The sequence below is a fragment of the Bartonella sp. AP88XZML genome (assembly GCF_042195565.1).
In the GTDB taxonomy this organism is placed as follows: Bacteria; Pseudomonadota; Alphaproteobacteria; order Rhizobiales; family Rhizobiaceae; genus Bartonella.
The window spans coordinates 74,855-95,057 of sequence record NZ_JBHIOQ010000012.1 but is presented as its reverse complement, the minus strand read 5'-3'; the positions used below and the strand labels follow the sequence as shown (position 1 = coordinate 95,057).

Below are 20,203 nucleotides of genomic sequence, written 5' to 3'. Positions count from 1 at the left end.
TTCATGGAAAATTTACCGGTAGAAACAGCCTATCGTGTTCTTGCTCGTAAATATCGACCCCAAAACTTCTCTGACCTCATTGGTCAGGAAGCTATGGTGCGTACTCTCACCAACGCCTTTGAAAAAGGTCGTATTGCACAAGCGTGGATGTTAACAGGGATTCGTGGCGTAGGTAAAACCACAACAGCACGTATTTTGGCACGTGCGCTTAATTATAAAACAAAAGATATTGACCAACCAACAACTGTATTGGACTCTCTTGGTGAACATTGCACACAAATTATCGAAGGGCGCCATATTGATGTTATAGAAATGGATGCCGCTTCTCATACGGGCATTGATGACATTCGTGAAATTATTGAACAAATACGCTATCGTCCTGTTTCTGCACGCTATAAAGTTTATATTATCGATGAAGTACATATGCTCTCAACACAAGCCTTTAATGGTTTATTGAAAACTCTTGAAGAACCACCTTCCCATGTGAAATTTATTTTTGCCACAACAGAAATTCGCAAAGTTCCTATTACAATTCTTTCGCGTTGCCAACGTTTTGATTTGCGACGTATTGAATCAAAAGCTTTGAGTGCACATTTGCGCCAAATTGCGAAATATGAAAAGGTAGAAGTAGAAGATCAAGCACTCTCTATGATTGCCCGTGCTGCAGAAGGATCTGCACGTGATGCATTATCCATTTTTGATCAAGCAATCGCCCATAGCAATGGCAATGTTAATGCTATTGCGGTGCGTACAATGTTAGGATTAGCGGATCAAGCACGTATTATTGATCTTTTTGAATTTATCATGAAGGGCGATGTTGTCAATGCGTTACATGAATTACGCAGTCAATATGAAGCAGGTGCTGATCCTCTTACTATATTGACAGAACTAGCCGATTTTAATCATCTGGTCACACGTTTACGTTTTACACCAGAAATAGTGGAAGATTTCTCTCTGACTGAAGAACAACGTTTAAGAAGTTTAGACTTTTCAAAAAAACTTTCCGTTCCTATTTTATCCCGAAACTGGCAAATGTTACTCAAAGGTTTACAGGAAGTTAATCAAACTGCACGTCCTCTTCAAGCCGCTGAAATGCTTTTAATTCGTCTTGCTCACACGGCTGACTTACCAACTCTTGATGAGGCTTTAAAAAAGCTTACGCAAGAAAAAACGCCTCTCACACTGGTTAAAAATTCTTCTCATCAAGAATCTACAAATGCAAATAATATAACAAAAGAAACCATGGTCGGAGCCCATGCTTCCTCGAGCGTTTCAAATATATTAGCCGATCAATCAGATTTAAAAACATCTTTGAAAAACCAATTAGATCATTCCTTACAACCAGAAAATTTAGTTGAAAATCAAAACCATGACAAAATCAACGCCCAAGAAGTAACAGAAATTCTAGAAACTTCTCAATCTACTGATCTTTCTGAAAAGATTGCAAATTTATCGCATTCTGTCACGCAAACAACAGAAAAGATTACTGAACCTAAAACTCTCGTGATTAATTCTTTGCACGATATTGTTCAATTAGCCGAACAGCATAATGACGTTCCTTTCAAACTCCTTGTTAAAGAATTTGTTCATCCTGTTTCTTTTGAAGCTGGGCATATTACCTTGAGACTTTCTGAAAATACCCCACAATTTCTTGCTCATGATATAGAAAAAAAGATATCTCAATGGACTGAAAAACGCTGGACAATAACTTTTGTTAATGAAGGAGGTGGCCCAACCTTACAGGAGGAAAGTATAGCGATTCAAAAGACTCTTTTTTCCAATGCAGAAACAGATCCTGATATCGCGAAAATCCTCAATCATTTCCCAGAAGCAAAAATTGTCGATATTCGACTCAATAAAGAAGAAAATGATCTTGATTTACTCCCCAATACCTTTAAAAATGCTGATATTTTTAAAAATAAAAATGATATCAATGATGAATAAGGATACCTATTCCTATGCGTGAAATGATGAGCATGATGAAAAAAGCCAAAGAAATGCAAGAAAAAATGCAGAAGATTCAGGAGGAAATAGCTAATCTGCAAGCTGTGGGCACTGCAGGGGGTGGTCTCGTCAATATCACTTTAAATGGCAAAAATATTATAACAGCAATTCAAATTGATCCTTCATTACTCAAACCTGAGGAAGCTGAAATTCTTGAAGATCTCATTATGGCGGCTTATAATGAAGCAAGAACAAAAATCGAAGTCGCAATAGAAGAAAAAACCAAAAGTATGACCGCAGGGCTACCACTCCCATCAGGTTTCAAGCTTCCATTTTAATGAAGCGGATTTTTTCCGTGGGACAAAAATATGTCTAAATACATTGCAGGACCTGAAATTGAACGTCTCATTCAGATTTTATCACGGTTACCAGGTCTTGGTCCACGTTCAGCACGTCGTGCTGCGCTTCATCTTATCAAAAAAAAAGAGACATTGCTGGAGCCTTTGGGAGCGGCTATACAAGCAGCTATAGAAAAAGTCGGCATTTGTTCTGTTTGTGGAAATGTCGATACCATTGATCCTTGTTCAATTTGCACAGATTTACGCCGCGATGATACAACAATCATTGTTGTTGAGGATATTGCTGATCTGTGGGCTCTTGAGCGCGCAAAAACTTTAGCCGCACGTTACCATGTGTTGGGTGGACGACTCTCCCCCTTAGATGGAATAGGCCCTGATGAACTCAATATTGCCACCTTAATACAACGTGTTGTACAAAACCCTATTACGGAGATTATTCTTGCTGTCAATGCGACTGTCGAAGGTCAAACAACTGCTCACTATATCACCGATCAGCTTTCCAATTTTCCAGTTAAAATTACGCGACTTGCTCATGGTGTCCCTGTAGGAGGCGAGCTTGATTATCTTGATGACGGAACTTTAGCAGCAGCTGTACAAGCAAGAACAAATCTTTAAAAATTTCTTTCTCTTACCTGTTATTTCGTTTTATTTACTATTATTTCTTTGTATGGGGAAAATATTCAAGTGATAAAGAAAAAACTCTCACTTTTAAACGACTTTGGTCCTGGTATTCTAGTATGTTTACTCATATCAGCCTTAGCTTATGGCTTAGAAGTCGTAGAAAAACAGCTTTTTGGACAAGCTTGGCTTGAAAGCATTGTTTTGGCAATTCTTTTAGGATCGATTATCCGTAGTTGTTTTCCTTTGCCAACATATTTTCAAAAAGGTATCACCTTTTGTGCAAAAACACTTCTCGAAATTGCTATCGTTCTTCTAGGAGCAAGCATTAGCATTAACGCAGTCCTTTCAGCTGGCTGGAATTTGCTTGCTAGTATCATATTCGTGATATTCGTAACGATTATCCTGAGCTTTGCCATCGGCCGACTTTTCGGGCTTTCTACACATTTAGCAATGCTGGTCGCTTGTGGGAATGCTATTTGTGGCAATTCAGCTATTGTCGCCGTTGCACCTGTCATAAAAGCAAAACATGACGATGTAGCCGCGTCAATTGCCTTCACTGCTCTTTTAGGAATTCTTATTATTTTATTTCTACCCTTTTTACATCCGTCTCTGAATTTGTCATTTAGCCAATATGGTGTGCTTGCTGGCATGGTTGTTTATGCTGTACCACAGGTTTTAGCAGCAACAGCATCTGTCTCTTTTCTGAGTGTTCAAATTGCAACAATTGTCAAATTAGTACGGGTTCTCATGTTAGGCCCTGTTATTTTTACTCTATCAATCATTTATCGCCGATCAGCACAAACACGCTTGCGTTTACATACCCTCGTCCCATGGTTTATCATTGGCTTTATTATCATGATGCTTGTTCGCTCAAGTGGTCTTATCCCTGAAAAGGCTATCAATCCCATCAAATTTATTGCCCAGTTGTTTACTGTTATCTCAATGGCTGCACTAGGATTAGGTGTTGATATCCGATCACTAAAAAAAGCAGGATGGCGCGTCATTTTGGCTTCAACCTGCTCCATAATTATTCTCGGTATTTGTAGCCTTATCATGATACAATTAAATGATTTAAATCATATAACATTTTAAATGTGTATTGATTATTATTTTTTCAACGTAGTATGCAATCAACCCAAAGTCCTCATTATTATTAAAATCAGTTCTTTCATAAACCAGAAAAAGTTCTAAAATACTGCTCATTATTCTATACAAAAAATTGAAAGAGCTGATATTTAAGTGAAAACTGTCAAATTTGCTTTTCAGTCCATAATGATTTGCAACAGGGTAGTATCGAAATACGTAACTCATGCAAAACAATGCCATTTCTTTCATCTGCTCTCATTACGCTGAGGTTTTTATATAAAGACGGATAGAATATATTCTTATTTGGAAAAAATGTGGGGTCATAACTTTTCCTCTTTTAAATTACTTTTACTTACTATGTAATACAAGTGGCATCATCGTACTATTTGATAGCTTAAAAGTTGTGACAATCCTTACATTTAAACGATTCGTGAAAGGAGTTTTTATTCTTTTCTTCAACAGTTTTGATTCATACGCTAACTCCGCTTGTAATATACAAGCTAATAACTTTAATTGTTTCACCATAAGTAGATTTAAAATAAGAGAATCTTATAATACTCAAGATACTCATTCAAAAAGTGATAAAAATAAGGATTAAATCAACATCTCGTTCTACCCCATAAAAAGATATTGTTGCTTATTGGCACTAGTAACTTTCTTACAAATGAAATATACGATAATGAAAATATTAAAAATACAGCAGGACTTTTATTTATCGTTTTATTCAACTAAAATATTTTTATGCTTATCCTTGCTATAGATACTGCTTCAATTTATTGTGCTGTTGCGCTTATTCGTCATAAATCTATTATTGCGCGTATCAATGAGCGCATGAACAAAGGACATGCTGAAAAACTTATTGGGCAGATTACACAAATAATGACACAAGCCAATATGACGCTTGATCAAGTTGAGCGTATTGCTGTCAATATTGGACCTGGGTCATTTACTGGTGTACGTGTCGGTGTTGCAACAGCGCGCGCTTTGGCATTAGCACTTGAAATACCAGCTATTGGTGTGAGTGCTCTTGAAGCGTTAGCAGCACAAGTCATAAACAGTAAAAGTACAGCATCGGCAATTACTGTTGTCATTGAAGCAGGGAGAGGAATGTTCTACCATCAAAATTTTCATAATGATCTCACACCTTTGGGAGAGCCGGCATTAAAAACAATTGAAAATACCCTCGAAGATTTGCCAAAAAAAACCCGACTGACTGGCCCAGCTGCTGATGTCGTTGTGGAGCATGTTAAAAACCATAAAATATACGAAAAAATTGTCCTAGAAAAAATCCCCTGCGAAGCGGCCGATATTGTAAACTATGCTTATCTTGCTGCAAACAAACAATCAAAAAATTCACCTCGCCCACTCTATCTACGCAGCGCTGATGCAAAACAACAAACCAATTTTGCTTTACCACAAAAAAAATAATGCCCAAATTTTCATTGACAAAAAAGAATTTTGGAATTGCTCCGCTACAAGTTAATGATAGTGCTTCTCTTCATCAAATTCATCAGCATTGTTTTACCCCTTCTTGGGAAAAACAAGCTTTTGATAATTTCTTAACAGATCACTCTATCTTCGGACACAAAGTTTTTCTCATTGATCGCTCTGATCAAATTTTAGGCTTTTGCCTATGCCGTCTCATCCTTGATGAAGCAGAAATCATCACAATTGCTGTTCATCCTCATTATCGTCAACAAGGAATTGGTACCTTTCTTATCGAAAGCACAGTTCACCATCTTCACGACAAGGGCGCCATAAAATTATTCTTGGAAGTAGAAGCCACAAATCTTTCTGCTTTGAACCTTTATCAACGCTTTGAATTTCAAAAAATTTCTGAACGTCTTGCCTACTACGCGTCAAAAAATGGTCGTGGTGATGCAATTATCATGCAAAAAACTTTTAAGCAAATAGATTGAGATTTGTGTAAAAAACATTTACACATGCGCTATGAATAAAGTAAATCCTAAAAATACGCCTCCTGTTGCTCCTAAAAAGGTTTTTATCAAAACCTATGGATGTCAAATGAACGTTTATGATAGCCAACGGATGACTGATAGTCTCAGTTCGCAAGGCTATGTGACAACACAAATTCCCAATGATGCCGATCTTATTCTTGTTAATACCTGTCATATTCGTGAAAAAGCAGCAGAAAAACTTTATTCTGATCTCGGTCGTTTGCGCGTTATGCGTCAAGAGCGCACACCTGATAAACCCCTTATGGTTGGTGTAACAGGTTGTGTTGCACAAGCTGAGGGAAGTGAAATCTTGCGCCGTGCTCCAACAGTGGATCTTGTTATTGGTCCGCAAATGTATCATCGCTTGCCAGAATTGTTAGAAAAAGCCAAACAAGGGAAAAAAATTATCGAAACAGACTATGCTGTTGAAGATAAATTTGCTCATTTGCCGCCCCATAATAAACATGCAGTAAGAAAACGAGGTGTTAGCGCATTTTTAACAGTGCAGGAAGGTTGCGATAAATTTTGCACTTTTTGTGTTGTTCCGTACACACGCGGTGCTGAAATATCACGATCCGTTGAACAAATTACTGAAGAGGCCCTTCAACTCATCGAAGCGGGTGTCAAAGAAATTACGCTGCTTGGACAAAATGTCAATGGTTGGCATGGACAAAGTGCTGATGGCAAAACTTGGCGTCTTGGCGATCTTCTTTATCATCTCGCAAAACTCGATGGTTTAAAGCGTTTGCGTTACACAACCAGCCACCCACGTGATATGGATGATAGCCTTATTGCCGCGCATCGAGATCTTGATATGTTAATGCCTTACCTCCATCTTCCTGTTCAATCAGGTTCAGATCGCATCTTAAAAGCCATGAACCGACAACACAAAAGCTCTCATTATCTTCATCTTATCGAAAAAATTCGAACCGTACGGCCAGATATTGCCTTTTCAGGCGATTTTATTGTAGGGTTTCCAGGAGAAACAGATGAAGACTTTGAAGAAACCATTAAACTTATTCAACAAGTACAGTACAGTTCAGCTTATTCTTTTAAATATTCCCCCCGTCCTGGAACAGTGGGAGCCACAATGAAAAATCATGTTGATGAATCTGTAAAAGATGCCCGACTTCAACATTTACAAATCCTTCTCCTTGAGCAACAAAATGCATTTTTGCGTTCTAAAATTGGTCAAAAAACGAACGTTCTCATCGAAAAAACTGGACGTCACTCAGGACAAATGGTAGGGCGTTCCCCTTGGCTTTTACCTGTTGTCGTCGATACAGAAGCCTCTACAGGTAGCGTGATAGAAATTCATATTAAAAATGCAAGCTCAAACAGTTTTGTTGGTGAAGTGACAAATAGATAGACATGCCTCTAACACCTTGTTCACAATAAATATTTTGGAAAACTCTTTTATTTTAAAAGAAAATGATTACATCTAAAGCGTGCACTTTTTGTAAAAAATTGTCTTTTATAAAGTTTACTTAAAAAAATGTGCAATATTTATGTAGATATGGAGAATAGGCTGAAAGCTTCAACCGAAAAAATAAAGCGTATTAAAGAAAAAGTAAATACGTCCCTTGAAAAGGCTGATACCTTGAAACAAACAAGCGCTTCAGATCTGAGCCAAGTTGTTTTGATTTTCGAAAATAATCAATATGCAAAAGCAGTTTTTGGTAAATTTGACGAAAATCTCGCTTATATCGAAAAAAAACTCGAACTTAGTATTCATCCGCGTGGTAATGAAGTCTTAATCCGTGGAAATATTTCCGTTATAAAACGTGCGCAATATGTATTGCAGCAGCTTTATGAACGTGCCAAAACACATCAAGAGCTCACTTTATCAGATATAAAAGGAGCGATTGCTATGGCAAATATACCAAAGAAGCAGAAAGAAGACACAATAACACACAAATCTGCAACGAAACGTATACCAGCACGGTTGAGTACCCATAAAAAAATAATTCATGCAAGAACTCCAACACAAGACGCTTACATAAGTGCTATGGAGCATACTGAACTTGTGTTTGGTGTAGGACCAGCAGGAACAGGAAAAACGTATCTTGCTGTTGCTCATGCTGCAATGCTTCTAGAACGTGGTATCATTGAACGAATTATTCTCTCACGTCCGGCTGTTGAAGCTGGAGAACGTCTTGGTTTTCTTCCCGGTGATCTCAAAGAAAAAGTCGACCCATATTTACGACCAATTTATGATGCTCTTTATGATATGATGCCCGCTGAAAAAATAGAACGCATTTTAGCTTCTGGTGTCATAGAAATTGCTCCTCTCGCCTTTATGCGCGGACGAACACTTGCCCATGCTGCTGTTATTCTTGATGAGGCACAAAATACTACGCCCATGCAAATGAAGATGTTCCTCACACGTCTTGGAGAAGGAACGCGTATGATCGTTACCGGTGACGTAAGCCAAATTGATTTGCCTACAGGGCAAAAATCAGGTCTCATTGAAGCAGTTCGCATTCTTTCAAATATAGAAAATATTGCAATTGTGCATTTTGATGAAAAAGATGTTGTACGCCATCCACTTGTTGCTGCTATCGTTCGTGCTTATGATCGTGATTCCGAAATACAAAATAAAAAAAAATCATTCACACGCGATGCATTAAAAAATGAATTTGATTCATCATGATTATTATTGATATAATGATTAAAAGCGCAGGGTGGAATGATGAGAAAATGCTTTATAATATCACTGAAAAAGCATTAATGACAGCTATGCATCATGTTTCATTGGAAAATGTTGTAAGCGAGATTAGCCTGCTTTTTACGGATGATGAACATATGGCACAAATCAATGCACAATGGCGCAACAAAAACAAATCTACTAATGTACTATCCTTTCCTGCTTTTCCACTTAAAGCTGGAAATCGACCTGGTCCCATGCTCGGTGATATTATTATTGCCCGAGAAACTGTTGTTTTCGAAGCAGAGAAAGAAGGAAAAACATTTCAAGACCATTTAACACATATGATTGTTCATGGTATCTTGCATCTGCTTGGTTATGACCATGAAACTGATGATGAAGCATATAAAATGGAAAAGCTCGAAAGGGAAATTCTTCAAAAGCTTTCCATAAAAGATCCTTACGCATAATTGTCTATCAATGATAAAATTTAACTTTTAAAATCAATATTACCAGCATACCATTTAAAGCCTCTTATTTATCTGTTATAAAAGAAAGTCTAGAAGATTTCAAAACCATGGCAAACAAAATAAATGCACAAAATAATAATCAAGCATCTTCTAATAATGAAAAAGACCCCTCTCAGCAAACGAATCATACAGAAAAATATTCCCTGATGAATCATTTGTTTTCATTCTTACGGGGTCGAAATTGTGCATCTACGTCACTGCGCGATGATCTTACCGTTGCACTCACGACTAACAATGAAAAAGATACCGCCCTCTTCTCACCTGAAGAACGTACTATGCTGCATAACATTTTACGCTTACGTGAAGCACGCGTGGATGATGTTATGATACCTCGTTCTGAAATCGAAGCATTAGAAATAAACACCTCTCTTGGAGAAACCCTTAAATGTTTTGCAAAAATTGGTCATTCTCGTATCCCCGTTTATGCTGAAACTTTAGATGATCCGCGCGGCATGATCCATATCCGCGATATTCTTAACTACATCACTCGCTTTATTATCAATCCAACAAAAACCGAACAAAAATCCGATTTTCTTCAATTAAACCATACAGACTTGCATACTCCAATTGGTGAATTGGATTTGATCCGAACAGTTCTCTTTGTTCCCAGTTCTATGCTTGCAAGCAAATTATTAACACGGATGCAAACTACACGAACTCAAATGGCTTTAGTTATTGATGAACATGGAGGAACAGATGGTCTCGTTTCAATGGAAGATATTGTTGAGTTAGTCGTTGGAGATATCGAAGATGAACATGATAATGTCGACAATGCTATCGTACGTGAACCAAATAATAAATGGCTCGTTGATGCAAGAACTGAACTAGAAGATGTGGAGAAAGCTCTTGGTCCTGATTTTATCGTAGGAGAATATGGTGATGAAGTTGATACTATTGGTGGTTTGATCGTCTCAATTCTTGATCGCATTCCTGCCAAAGGTGAAATTGTCGAAGCTGTACCTGGCTATAGATTTCGTATTTTAGAAGCTGATAAACGCCGGATCAAACGGTTGCGCATTTTTCGCATTCCCAAAAATGAGAATCTTGAGAACAATGCCATCCCTAAAGAATAGTCCAGCGTTTTTAAACAATTTCATCGTTTTTTTATTCTCTGTTACAGGCTGGAAGCGCCAAGCATGGATATTTCTGTGTGGTGCTCTTACTTCTTTTGCACTTCCACCCTTTTATTTAACACCTCTTTGCTTTCTAACTTTCCCTCTCTTTATTGTTTTACTTGACTCAATACAGTCCACCAAAAACAATAAAAAACATTTTTTTACTTACGCTTTAAGCTGTGGAACCTTTGGTTTTAGTTATTTTATTTGCGGCCTTTGGTGGCTATGCAATGCTTTGTTAACAGATCCAGATTCTTTTGGTTGGGCCGTCCCATTAGCCATTTTAGTCCCTCCACTCTACCTTTCTTTTTATTGGTTTTTTTCTGGTTTCATTGTCGGTTTATTATGGACAAAAGGAATAGCACGCTTTTTTGTTTTAGCCTTTGCATTAGGATTATCCGAGTGGTTGCGTGCGTTTTTATTCACAGGATTTCCATGGAATTCTCTTGGCTATACAGCCATGCCAACCCCAGTGTTCATGCAATCTGATGCAATCGTAGGACTTTACGGAATGAATATTCTTGCTGTCTTAGCCTACAGTTTGCCAACTGTTTTATTAACGGATGAAAAAAAGAAAGTGGCACTTTCTCTTTGCTTATCACTTATATTAATTCACTGTGGTTTTGGGTTTTATCGTCTTCATACTATAGAAAACACAGCTGAAGATCAAAAAAGTGCTTATTGGGTGCGCATTGTTCAACCGTCCATCCAACAAAATATAAAATTGCGTGATAATACACGAGAATCTATGTTGGAAGCGCATATGAAGCTAAGTGCAACGCCAACAACCGATCAAAATTCAGAACCCGATTTTATCGTATGGTCTGAAGCTTCCGTTCCTTACCTTCTCTATGATAACTCATCTACCACAATGCGCATTGCCTCTCTTTTAAAACCTAAACAATGGGCTATCGTTGGAGCAATACGCGCCAGCAATGATCTACCTCATTCCCAAACACAATATTTTAATACAATTGCAGTCATTAATGCTCAAGGTAATATTTTAAATACTTCCGATAAACTTCATTTGGTTCCTTTTGGTGAGTATCTTCCTTATCAGAATTTATTGAAAAAAATTGGATTGCGTACCCTTGCCGATAATATTGGTGGATATAGTGCTGCAAGTGTGCGCAAAATTGTTACAATGCCAAACGGATTTTCTTATCTACCCTTGATTTGTTATGAAGCAATATTTCCCCATGAAATGACTTTTAAAGGCTCCCCGCCTCAAGCAATTATTAATATTACAAATGATGCATGGTTTGGTGTAACACCTGGACCCTATCAACATCTTCAACAAGCACAGCTTCGTGCCGTTGAACTGGGAATCCCCCTCATACGGGCAGCCAATAATGGCATATCAGCTGTTATTGATTCTTATGGACGAATCGTTGTAGCTCTTCGACAAAATGCTGTGGGCATTATTGATTCACGAGTTCCATCATCCATTACCCCTATAGGAAGCAATGAATACAGAACTTTCTCTACTTTTATCTTATTCATCCTTATGCTATTGTGTCGTATTGGTTTTGGTTTTACAAAACAGCTTAAATGATTCAAGTGCCCTTTGTACGGTATTATGTTGCGTGTACCAGTAATATTGGGAAAAAATATTACATATTGTTTTAATTATATGATAAATCAACTGCGCATAAATATGATGTTGGTTTAGAAGAAAAATGCTGGAAATAAAGAGTTGCATTATGACCGAAACTAAAAAAAAACCTGACCCTATAGATATCTATGTTGGAACTCGTATCCGTTTACGTCGTAATATTTTAGGACTCACTCAAGAGAAACTAGGTGAAAAATTAGGAATTACTTTTCAGCAAATCCAAAAATATGAAAAAGGAACAAACCGTATTGGTGCCAGCCGTCTTCAAGCGATAGCGGAAATTATGGATGTTCCTGTTTCTTACTTTTTTGATAAAGGTATTACCTCCCAACAAGTAGAGGGTTTTGCTGAAAGTGAACACAATTTTATAGACTTTTGTTCTAGCAGCGAAGGGATTCAACTCATGCGCGCTTTTACAAATATATCTGATGCTAAAGTGCGTCGAAAAATTATTGACTTGGCAAAAGCACTTTCTGAGGAAGATTTGACAAATAAGTTATAAATTAAAATTATATCTTTTCTCTTTTATTCATATACATTTGCATTGACTATTTGCTGTAGAATTAGCAAATGGTGACGACTTTAGTAAGCAATTGATTAAATCGTTGGTTTTCTTTTTTGAAGGAGTTCCTATGCCGCATCAAGATTATCTTTTTACGAGCGAATCGGTATCGGAAGGACATCCTGATAAAATTTGTGATCGTATTTCCGATGAAATCGTTGATATGATCTATAAAGAAGCTGAAAAGACTGGTACTGATCCATGGTTAGTACGCGTTGCCTGTGAAACTCTCGTCAGTGTCAACCGTGTTGTTATCGCTGGTGAAGTACGTGTTCCCGATACGCTATTAAAAAAAGATAAAAATAAAGAATTCATCTATGATGAAACTAGCTTTCCACTCATTAATCCCACACGTTTTCGTACAGCAGCCCGCCGTGCTATTCGTACCATTGGCTATGAACAAACAGGCTTCCATTGGAAAACTGTTAAAATTGATGTTCTTTTGCGCCCACAATCAGCTGATATAGCAAGAGGGGTTGATAATGCTACGGATCGGCATGGTGAAGAAGGAGCAGGTGATCAAGGTATCATGTTTGGATATGCTTGCCGTGAAACACCTGATCTCATGCCTGCGCCAATTTATTATGCGCATAAAATTCTCAAACTTCTTGCCGCAGCTCGTCATAAAGGAGAGGGAGAAACTGGAAAATTAGGACCAGATGCTAAAAGCCAAATAACCATACGTTATAAAAATGGAAAACCGATAGAGGTCACATCCATTGTTCTTTCAACGCAGCACCTTGATGAAAGCTGGGATTCCAATAAAGTACGTACAGTGGTTGAACCTTACATTCGCCAAGCTTTACATGACATTCCCATTGCAGCTCAATGCAGTTGGTATATTAACCCAACAGGAAAATTTGTCATTGGAGGACCTCAAAGCGATGCCGGATTAACGGGACGCAAAATTATTGTGGATACTTACGGAGGTGCAGCACCCCATGGAGGCGGTGCTTTTTCAGGAAAAGATACAACAAAAGTTGATCGTTCTGCTGCCTATGCGGCACGCTATCTGGCTAAGAATATTGTTGCTGCTGATTTAGCAGAGAGATGCACCATTCAACTCTCCTATGCAATTGGTATTGCACAACCTTTATCTATTTATCTTAATCTTCATGGAACAGGAAAAGTCGATGAAAAAGTTATTGAAGAAGCCATCCGCAAAATAATGGACCTTTCACCTACCGGCATTCGAAAACATCTTGACCTCAATAAACCTATTTATGCGAAAACAGCTGCCTATGGTCACTTTGGTCGTAAACCAAAACACGATGGTTCGTTTTCATGGGAAAAAACTGATCTCGTGAAAACGCTTCAAACAATGATCCAAATCCCATGATTAAACATAATATACGTAAGAGTGAAGCATTTTTTGGACGCCGACAAGGAAAACAACTTCGAAACAGTCAGCTTACACGTATACAAATGCTTCTCCCCAATTTGAATATTGATTTAAATGTCCCTCCTCCCTTAAACCTTACATCCTTATTTTCAAGCAAAGTAAGAGAAATTCGACTTGAAATCGGTTTTGGTGGAGGTGAACATTTACTTCATGAAATGGAATATTTTCCAAAAACCGGTTTTATCGGCGTCGAGCCCTTTATCAATGGCATGGCAAAAATATTATCGTCTCTTGAACAGCATCAAAACCATCAAAATCGTCTTCGCCTCTATAATGATGATGCTACACGCCTTCTTGATTGGCTCCCTGATAACTCGCTTGATGGAATAGACCTCTTCTATCCTGATCCTTGGCCGAAAAAGAAACACTGGAAACGACGCTTCATCAACATAAAAAATCTTAACCGTTTTGCTCGTGTTCTTAAAATAGGGAAGTTTTTGCGCTTTGCTAGCGATATAGACAGTTATGTAAACTGGACTTTGTACCATTGTGCACAACATGATCACTTTGAATGGAAAGCAGAAAGCCCTCAAGACTGGAAACTCCCTTATCCACTATGGAGCGGAACCCGCTATGAAGCAAAAGCTTTACGCGAAGGACGAACGCCTGCCTATCTTACCTTTATCAAGAAATAAATGATCAAGCGCTTTTCTCATAAACAACTTGAAAAATTTTGAATTTAAGAGTATCAATAGTTAAATTCTTGGTCTTATGATGAAGAGTGGGCCGTTGGACCCGCTCTTTTTTAATATCATAAAACTGATGAAACCAACTTGGATAAAATGTATGAACGAAGCTGAAAAAATAAGCAATCTTGACGAACCGCGCCTGTTTGAAGAAGATGGTATCGAAGCACAGGTTGCTGCTCTTGTCATACCACTACTTAAACCTTTAGGTTTTCGTTTGGTTCGTGTGAAACTTCTTGGTCAAAATGGTTTAACACTTCAAATTATGGTTGAACGTGCCGATGGTTCTATGACCATAGAAGATTGTGAAACTGTTAGTCGAACAGTTTCTCCCCTCCTTGATGTACAAAATGTTATTGAACGCAAATATCATTTAGAAATCTCATCACCTGGAATTGATCGTCCATTGGTAAGAAAATCTGATTTTTTTCATTGGCAAGGGCATCTTGCAAAAATTGAAACCAAAATAACAATTGATGGGCGCCGAAAATTTCGTGGGACACTTACAAATATCACGCAAGATGGATTTATTTTAAACACTGATAAAGCTGCTTATGGAGAAGCCATGTATACCCCTATTTCCTTTTGTGATATCATAAATGCGCATTTAGTGCTTACCGATGAGCTTATTCGCGATGCATTGAAACAAAATAAAGATTTAAGTCAACAATTCATTGCCGAAGAGAACGCTAACGACTCTATACAGACGCTCAATTTCAAAAAATAATATCACTGGGAAATACCCATCGTGTGGCACAAAGAAGGAGAAAATTGATGGCTACAAGCGCTAACAGGCTTGAGATTCTGCAAATTGCAGATGCTGTTGCACGTGAAAAGTCAATCGACCGTGAAATTGTCATTTCTGCGATGGCTGATGCTATTCAAAAAGCAGCACGTTCTCGTTATGGTCAAGAAACCAATATTCGTGCTGAAATCAATTCTAAAACAGGTGAAATTAAATTACAGCGCCTGCTTAAAATCGTTGATGTCGTTGAAGACTATACAACGGAAATTACTTTGTCTGATGCTCTCAAACGTCAAACAGAAGCAAAAATTGGTGATTTTTTTGCTGATCTTTTACCTCCTATGGATTTTGGACGTATCGCAGCACAATCTGCTAAACAGGTTATTGTACAAAAAGTACGCGATGCAGAGCGCGATCAGCAATATGAAGAATTCAAAAATAAAGTTGGTGAAATTATTTCTGGTACAGTTAAGCGTGTGGAATATGGTAACGTCATCGTTGATCTAGGACGCGGTGAAGCTATTGTTCGCCGTGATGAATTAATTCCTCGTGAATCATTCCGCTATGGAGATCGCATTCGTGCTTTTGTCAATGATGTACACCGTGAAACGCGTGGTCCACAAATTTTCCTTTCACGCACACATCCCCAATTTATGGTAAAACTTTTCACTATGGAAGTACCAGAAATTTATGATGGTATTATAGAAATCAAATCTGTTGCTCGTGATCCAGGTTCACGGGCTAAAATCGCCGTTGTTTCACGCGATGGTTCCATTGATCCTGTTGGAGCATGCGTTGGAATGCGAGGAAGTCGTGTACAAGCTGTTGTTGCTGAATTACAAGGCGAAAAAATTGATATTATTCCTTGGTCGCCTGATGCGGCAACATTTGTCGTTAATGCACTGCAACCTGCTGAAGTTTCTAAAATCATCCTTGATGAAGATGCTGAACGGATTGAAGTTATTGTGCCAGATGATCAACTTAGCCTTGCTATTGGACGACGTGGGCAAAATGTTCGCTTGGCTTCGCAACTAACAGGATGGAACATTGATATTTTAACGGAAAAGGAAGAATCTGAAAATCGTCAAAAAGAATTTACTGAACGGAGTAAATTGTTTATGGCAGCCTTAGAGGTTGACGAAATGATCGGGCAGGTTATGGCATCAGAGGGTTTTTCTTCTATTGAAGAAATCGCCTATATTGATCTTGAAGAAATCGCTTCTATTGATGGTTTTGACCATGATACCGCCGCTGAAATCCAAAGTCGTGCCCGCGAATATCTTGATCATCAAGAAAAAGAACTTGATGAAAAACGCAAAAAGCTCGGAGTTTCTGACGAGTTGCGAACACTTCCTGGAATGACAAGTGCTATGTTGGTTGCTGTAGGTCAGGATGGTGTAAAAACAATAGAAGACTTTGCTGGCTATGCCGTTGATGATTTAGCTGGTTGGAGAGAACGTAAAGAAGGTCAAACACAGAATTTTTCTGGTATTTTAACCCCTTTTGACATTACACGCGCAGATGCAGAAGCTATGGTTTTAGCCGCACGTGTACAAGCAGGCTGGATAGACCAAGCTGATCTTGTTACAGAAAATCCTGTAGAAGATGAAAATTCTGCAGAAAATGAAAAAACAGATGATTTGGATGTGGATACACTTTAAATGAATGAACGGACTTGCATTGTGACCCGAAAAAATGCTTCAGCACAAACGCTGATCCGTTTTGTTATTGGTCCCAATAACCAAATTGTTCCTGATCTTAAAGCGAATTTACCAGGGCGTGGCGTTTGGATTTCTGCCCATCACGCTGTTATTGAGAAAGCAATCAAACAGAAAGCTTTTCATAGAAATTTTAAAACAGATGTTGAAGTTACACCAAATCTTGTGCATGTTGTTGATACGCTTTTACTAAAAGCCGCTCTTTCAAGCCTTTCCATGGCACGAAAAGCGGGAGCAATTGTTATGGGAGCAACAAAGGTTGACGCTGCTATCCGCTCTGGTAAAGTTATTCTTGTACTTCATGCTAAAGAAACAACAGAAGATGGGAAACGAAAAATTGCACAGGCCATCCATTCAATACAACAACAAACAAATCGGACTATAAAAACCATATCTTTATTTACAAATGATGAAATGCGAGTGGCTTTTGGCTCTAATCCTGTAATGCACGCGGCCTTACTGGACACAAAAGCTGCTGAAGGATTTCTCAAAACGACATGTAGATTGATCAGCTATCGTGACGACAAGCATAGTAAGTCTAGTGAGATGACGGCACAAGCCGTGAAGGAAGTACAATGAGTGAAAATAACAACGACAAAACAACGGTCAAGAAGATACTAACTCTCAAGAGGTCTGTCTTGGAAACGAGCACGGTTAAACAAAATTTTAGTCATGGCCGTACGAAGGCTGTCGTTGTCGAAACCAAACGGCGTAAAATTACGCGACCTGATGAAAAAGCTGAAACCCTACAGCCCATTACAAAGCCGCATGTGGCCCCCCAGCGTTCTAAACCGCGTTTTGAGGAAAAAAAGCCTCAAGAATCTGTGGCCAAAAGCAATCTTTCATCAACTGAAATGGAAGCGAGACTTCGCGCGTTAGAAGAAGCACATATCCAAGAAAGAATAACGCGAGAACAAGCCGAAGAAGAAGCAAGACGCGCTAAAGAGCGTGAAGAAATTTTACAGCAAGAAATTAAAGAAAAAGAAATCCATCTCCAACAAGAAGAAGAAATATCGCCAGTGCAGACTCCACCTGTTCCCCCTCTCATTGAACAGGCAGATATTCCTATTGACACTAAACAGACAACCGTGGTTGAAAAACGCAAAATAGATGACAATAATGAGGAAGAACGGCATAGTCGACGTGCTAATCCTGCTAAATCAGAAATACGTGTACCCAAAGTTGTCAAAGGAGCTGATGAGCGGAGACGCGGAAAGCTAACTCTGAATAGTGCACTGGATGAAGAAGGAAGCGCACGTGGGCGCTCAATGGCTGCAATGCGGCGTAGACAGGAAAAGTTTAAGCGTGCACAAAATCAAGAACCAAGAGAAAAAATTTCTCGCGAAGTTGTTCTTCCTGAAACGATTACCATTCAAGAGCTCGCACAACGTATGACTGAGCGTTCTGTTGATGTGATTAAATTCTTGATGAAACAAGGACAAATGATGAAACCTGGCGATGTTATTGATGCAGATGTTGCCGAACTCATCGCTGTTGAATTTGGCCATACTGTTAAACGTGTTTTAGAATCTGACGTAGAAGAAGGTATCTTTAATATAACAGATAATCCTCAAAACATGCAGCAGCGCGCCCCTGTTGTAACCATTATGGGCCATGTTGACCACGGAAAAACTTCTCTTTTGGATGCTATTCGTAAAGCAAATGTTGTTTCTGGCGAAGCAGGAGGTATTACGCAGCATATTGGTGCCTATCAAGTAGAACAAAACGGTCAAAAAATTACCTTTATTGATACACCAGGTCATGCTGCATTTACGGCTATGCGTGCACGCGGAGCTCGTGTTACTGATATTGCTGTTCTCGTTGTAGCCGCTGATGATAGTGTTATGCCTCAAACGATTGAATCAATCAATCATGCGAAAGCTGCTGGTGTACCTATCATTGTTGCTATCAACAAAATTGATAAACCAGCTGCGAATGCACAAAAAGTGCGTACAGAACTTCTACAACATGAAGTGTTTGTTGAAACTATGGGTGGTGAAACTTTGGACGTTGAAGTTTCTGCTAAAACTGGTCAAAATCTTGATAAACTTCTCGAAGCTATCCTTCTTCAGGCTGAAATGCTTGATCTGAAAGCAGATCCCCAACGAACTGCAGAGGGCGTTATCATTGAAGCCAAATTGGATCGCGGACGTGGGTCTGTTGCAACAGTTCTTGTTCAAAAAGGTACATTACACCCTTCTGATATTATAGTTGCTGGAAATGAATGGGGTCGTGTGCGTGCTTTGATTGACGACCATGGCCGCCATGTCAAAGAAGCCGTTCCCTCTACACCAATTGAAATTTTAGGCATGCAAGGAACACCACAAGCCGGAGACCGTTTTGCTGTTGTCACACATGAAGCAAAAGCACGTGAAATTTCTGAATATCGACAACGATTAGCACGTGATAAAGCTGTTGCGCGGCAAACTGGTTCGCGTGGTTCTCTTGAGCAAATGATGACAAAATTGCAAACGACTGGTGTTAAGGAATTTTCTCTTATTATAAAAGGGGATGTGCAAGGATCAATCGAAGCAATTGCTTCAGCATTGGAAAAACTTGGAAATGATGAGGTTCGTGCGCGTATTGTACATTCTGGTGCTGGAGGAATTACCGAAAGTGATATTTCTCTTGCAGAAGCTTCTAACTCTGCTGTAATTGGCTTTAATGTTCGAGCCAATAAGCAGGCACGTGATTTTGCTAAAACACAAGGAATTGAAATTCGTTATTACAACATCATTTATGATCTTGTTGACGATATCAAGGCTGCTATGTCTGGATTACTCTCACCAGAACAGCGTGAAACTTTCCTTGGTAATGCTGAAATTCTAGAAGTCTTTAACATTACAAAAATTGGAAAAGTTGCAGGATGTCGTGTTACAGAAGGTAAAATAGAACGAGGAGCCGGTGTTCGCCTTATCCGCGATAATATCGTTATTCACGAAGGAAAGCTGAAAACACTCAAACGCTTTAAGGATGAAGTCAATGAAGTGCAAAGTGGTCAAGAATGTGGAATAGCCTTTGAAAATTATGAAGACATGCGTGCAGGAGACATCATTGAGACCTTCCGTATCGAACACATTAATCGCACATTATAAAATAATCCAATAACTTTACTCTGTTGTGAAATGAGAAAAGTTATTAGGTTTTATACACAATATTTCTTTTTCCTTATCTAAATGGTCAAAAAAGAGATCTTGTAGCAAGGATAAAACTTT

Annotated in this window: 18 protein-coding genes; all 18 read left to right on the top strand. The window is 38.6% G+C overall.

From position 1 onward, the window contains the following. Positions 1–3 precede the first annotated feature (3 nt). The 18 genes from ACFIK2_RS01035 to infB all read left to right on the top strand — a co-directional run bounded on the left by ACFIK2_RS01035 (position 4) and on the right by infB (position 20,083). Positions 4–1,944 (top strand): DNA polymerase III subunit gamma/tau, encoded by a 1,941-nt coding sequence (locus tag ACFIK2_RS01035; RefSeq protein WP_375676797.1) that lies wholly within the window; start codon positions 4–6, stop codon positions 1,942–1,944. A gap of 14 nt (positions 1,945–1,958) precedes the next feature. Next, on the top strand, positions 1,959–2,282 hold the full coding sequence (locus tag ACFIK2_RS01030; protein ID WP_375606797.1) for a YbaB/EbfC family nucleoid-associated protein: 324 nt from the start codon (positions 1,959–1,961) through the stop codon (positions 2,280–2,282). Positions 2,283–2,312: 30 nt separating this feature from the next. Then, positions 2,313–2,918, top strand: a complete 606-nt coding sequence (recR, locus tag ACFIK2_RS01025; protein ID WP_273790577.1) for a recombination mediator RecR — start codon at positions 2,313–2,315, stop codon at positions 2,916–2,918. Positions 2,919–2,987: 69 nt separating this feature from the next. Next, positions 2,988–4,016 carry a YeiH family protein gene (locus ACFIK2_RS01020; RefSeq protein WP_375633991.1) on the top strand — a complete coding sequence of 343 codons (1,029 nt, stop codon included), beginning with the start codon at positions 2,988–2,990 and terminating at the stop codon, positions 4,014–4,016. A gap of 735 nt (positions 4,017–4,751) precedes the next feature. Beyond that, a complete protein-coding gene (tsaB, locus tag ACFIK2_RS01015; RefSeq protein WP_375676796.1) occupies positions 4,752–5,438 on the top strand; it encodes a tRNA (adenosine(37)-N6)-threonylcarbamoyltransferase complex dimerization subunit type 1 TsaB in 687 nt (228 codons plus the stop codon). Further along, entirely contained in the window at positions 5,438–5,929 is a 492-nt protein-coding gene (gene rimI, locus ACFIK2_RS01010; RefSeq protein WP_375633989.1) for a ribosomal protein S18-alanine N-acetyltransferase, read from the top strand. Before tsaB ends, rimI begins: the two co-directional genes overlap by 1 nt. A 31-nt stretch (positions 5,930–5,960) precedes the next feature. Beyond that, positions 5,961–7,337, top strand: a complete 1,377-nt coding sequence (gene miaB / locus ACFIK2_RS01005) for a tRNA (N6-isopentenyl adenosine(37)-C2)-methylthiotransferase MiaB (protein ID WP_375633987.1) — start codon at positions 5,961–5,963, stop codon at positions 7,335–7,337. 159 nt (positions 7,338–7,496) lie between these two features. Beyond that, the gene (locus ACFIK2_RS01000; RefSeq protein ID WP_375676803.1) at positions 7,497–8,621 is read left to right on the top strand and encodes a PhoH family protein; all 1,125 of its coding nucleotides are present in this window, start codon (positions 7,497–7,499) and stop codon (positions 8,619–8,621) included. Next, a complete protein-coding gene (gene ybeY, locus ACFIK2_RS00995; RefSeq protein WP_375633985.1) occupies positions 8,618–9,085 on the top strand; it encodes an rRNA maturation RNase YbeY in 468 nt (155 codons plus the stop codon). Before ACFIK2_RS01000 ends, ybeY begins: the two co-directional genes overlap by 4 nt. 107 nt (positions 9,086–9,192) lie before the next feature. Further along, entirely contained in the window at positions 9,193–10,218 is a 1,026-nt protein-coding gene (locus ACFIK2_RS00990) for a hemolysin family protein (protein ID WP_375634586.1), read from the top strand. After that, entirely contained in the window at positions 10,181–11,815 is a 1,635-nt protein-coding gene (lnt, locus tag ACFIK2_RS00985) for an apolipoprotein N-acyltransferase (protein WP_375634587.1), read from the top strand. The genes ACFIK2_RS00990 and lnt overlap by 38 nt, the downstream gene beginning before the upstream one ends. 148 nt (positions 11,816–11,963) lie before the next feature. Then, positions 11,964–12,377 (top strand): helix-turn-helix domain-containing protein, encoded by a 414-nt coding sequence (locus ACFIK2_RS00980; RefSeq protein ID WP_375633981.1) that lies wholly within the window; start codon positions 11,964–11,966, stop codon positions 12,375–12,377. Positions 12,378–12,507: 130 nt separating this feature from the next. Beyond that, entirely contained in the window at positions 12,508–13,776 is a 1,269-nt protein-coding gene (gene metK / locus ACFIK2_RS00975) for a methionine adenosyltransferase (RefSeq protein ID WP_375633979.1), read from the top strand. Continuing rightward, positions 13,773–14,474: a tRNA (guanine(46)-N(7))-methyltransferase TrmB gene (locus ACFIK2_RS00970; protein WP_375634588.1), complete on the top strand. Its 702-nt coding sequence runs from the start codon at positions 13,773–13,775 to the stop codon at positions 14,472–14,474. The genes metK and ACFIK2_RS00970 overlap by 4 nt, the downstream gene beginning before the upstream one ends. 127 nt (positions 14,475–14,601) lie before the next feature. Then, positions 14,602–15,252 (top strand): ribosome maturation factor RimP, encoded by a 651-nt coding sequence (gene rimP / locus ACFIK2_RS00965; protein WP_375611870.1) that lies wholly within the window; start codon positions 14,602–14,604, stop codon positions 15,250–15,252. A gap of 47 nt (positions 15,253–15,299) precedes the next feature. After that, the gene (gene nusA, locus ACFIK2_RS00960) at positions 15,300–16,931 is read left to right on the top strand and encodes a transcription termination factor NusA (RefSeq protein ID WP_375634589.1); all 1,632 of its coding nucleotides are present in this window, start codon (positions 15,300–15,302) and stop codon (positions 16,929–16,931) included. After that, positions 16,932–17,567: an RNA-binding protein gene (locus ACFIK2_RS00955; RefSeq protein ID WP_375633975.1), complete on the top strand. Its 636-nt coding sequence runs from the start codon at positions 16,932–16,934 to the stop codon at positions 17,565–17,567. Continuing rightward, positions 17,564–20,083 (top strand): translation initiation factor IF-2, encoded by a 2,520-nt coding sequence (gene infB / locus ACFIK2_RS00950; RefSeq protein WP_375634590.1) that lies wholly within the window; start codon positions 17,564–17,566, stop codon positions 20,081–20,083. Before ACFIK2_RS00955 ends, infB begins: the two co-directional genes overlap by 4 nt. Positions 20,084–20,203 lie beyond the last annotated feature (120 nt).

What these genes read in the sequence shown, in the direction of transcription:
- rimP (WP_375611870.1), top strand. Translation starts at nt 14,602, where the DNA reads ATGAAACCAACTTGGATAAAATGTATGAACGAAGCTGAAAAAATAAGC.
- ACFIK2_RS00955 (WP_375633975.1), top strand. Translation starts at nt 16,932, where the DNA reads ATGAATGAACGGACTTGCATTGTGACCCGAAAAAATGCTTCAGCACAA.
- nusA (WP_375634589.1), top strand. Translation starts at nt 15,300, where the DNA reads ATGGCTACAAGCGCTAACAGGCTTGAGATTCTGCAAATTGCAGATGCT.
- metK (WP_375633979.1), top strand. Translation starts at nt 12,508, where the DNA reads ATGCCGCATCAAGATTATCTTTTTACGAGCGAATCGGTATCGGAAGGA.
- lnt (WP_375634587.1), top strand. Translation starts at nt 10,181, where the DNA reads ATGAGAATCTTGAGAACAATGCCATCCCTAAAGAATAGTCCAGCGTTT.
- ybeY (WP_375633985.1), top strand. Translation starts at nt 8,618, where the DNA reads ATGATTATTATTGATATAATGATTAAAAGCGCAGGGTGGAATGATGAG.
- ACFIK2_RS00970 (WP_375634588.1), top strand. Translation starts at nt 13,773, where the DNA reads ATGATTAAACATAATATACGTAAGAGTGAAGCATTTTTTGGACGCCGA.
- miaB (WP_375633987.1), top strand. Translation starts at nt 5,961, where the DNA reads ATGAATAAAGTAAATCCTAAAAATACGCCTCCTGTTGCTCCTAAAAAG.
- tsaB (WP_375676796.1), top strand. Translation starts at nt 4,752, where the DNA reads ATGCTTATCCTTGCTATAGATACTGCTTCAATTTATTGTGCTGTTGCG.
- ACFIK2_RS01035 (WP_375676797.1), top strand. Translation starts at nt 4, where the DNA reads ATGGAAAATTTACCGGTAGAAACAGCCTATCGTGTTCTTGCTCGTAAA.
- ACFIK2_RS01030 (WP_375606797.1), top strand. Translation starts at nt 1,959, where the DNA reads ATGCGTGAAATGATGAGCATGATGAAAAAAGCCAAAGAAATGCAAGAA.
- infB (WP_375634590.1), top strand. Translation starts at nt 17,564, where the DNA reads ATGAGTGAAAATAACAACGACAAAACAACGGTCAAGAAGATACTAACT.
- recR (WP_273790577.1), top strand. Translation starts at nt 2,313, where the DNA reads ATGTCTAAATACATTGCAGGACCTGAAATTGAACGTCTCATTCAGATT.
- rimI (WP_375633989.1), top strand. Translation starts at nt 5,438, where the DNA reads ATGCCCAAATTTTCATTGACAAAAAAGAATTTTGGAATTGCTCCGCTA.
- ACFIK2_RS00980 (WP_375633981.1), top strand. Translation starts at nt 11,964, where the DNA reads ATGACCGAAACTAAAAAAAAACCTGACCCTATAGATATCTATGTTGGA.
- ACFIK2_RS00990 (WP_375634586.1), top strand. Translation starts at nt 9,193, where the DNA reads ATGGCAAACAAAATAAATGCACAAAATAATAATCAAGCATCTTCTAAT.